Raw genomic sequence first — 371 nt, forward strand, 5'->3', positions numbered from 1 at the left:
ACCTGCACCGCGGTTTCGGCACTGATCGTCTTGCCCTGCACCATGGCGCGGACCTGTTTGGAGGCGGCGACGGTCTCGGCCTGCGACTGCGCCCAGACGGTGCGCTTGCCGATGGCCTTGGAGGTGCGCGCTTCAACAGTGGCAAAGCCAGCATCACGGGCCGAGAAACTCACCGGCAGGTCCGTTGCCGTGCAGGCGCCCAAGATCAGTGGTGTAATGACTGCGGCGGTTTTCAATTTCCAACGCATCAGTGGTTCATCCCCTGCATATCCATCCCTTGCATAGGTGCCTGTTCAGCGTTCAATCGTCGCCAATCGAGCGGCTCCACCACGCCGCGACGACGGTAGCCTGCAAAGGGTTGCTCTTCGGCG

Annotated in this window: 1 pseudogene; it reads right to left on the bottom strand. The window is 62.3% G+C overall.

Annotated elements, in window-relative coordinates:
• Positions 1-248, bottom strand: a pseudogene (locus tag A3722_RS15625) (TolC family protein); the annotation flags it as partial.
• Positions 249-371 lie beyond the last annotated feature (123 nt).

It is taken from the genome of Sulfitobacter sp. HI0027 (assembly GCF_001634775.1).
In the GTDB taxonomy this organism is placed as follows: Bacteria; Pseudomonadota; Alphaproteobacteria; order Rhodobacterales; family Rhodobacteraceae; genus Sulfitobacter.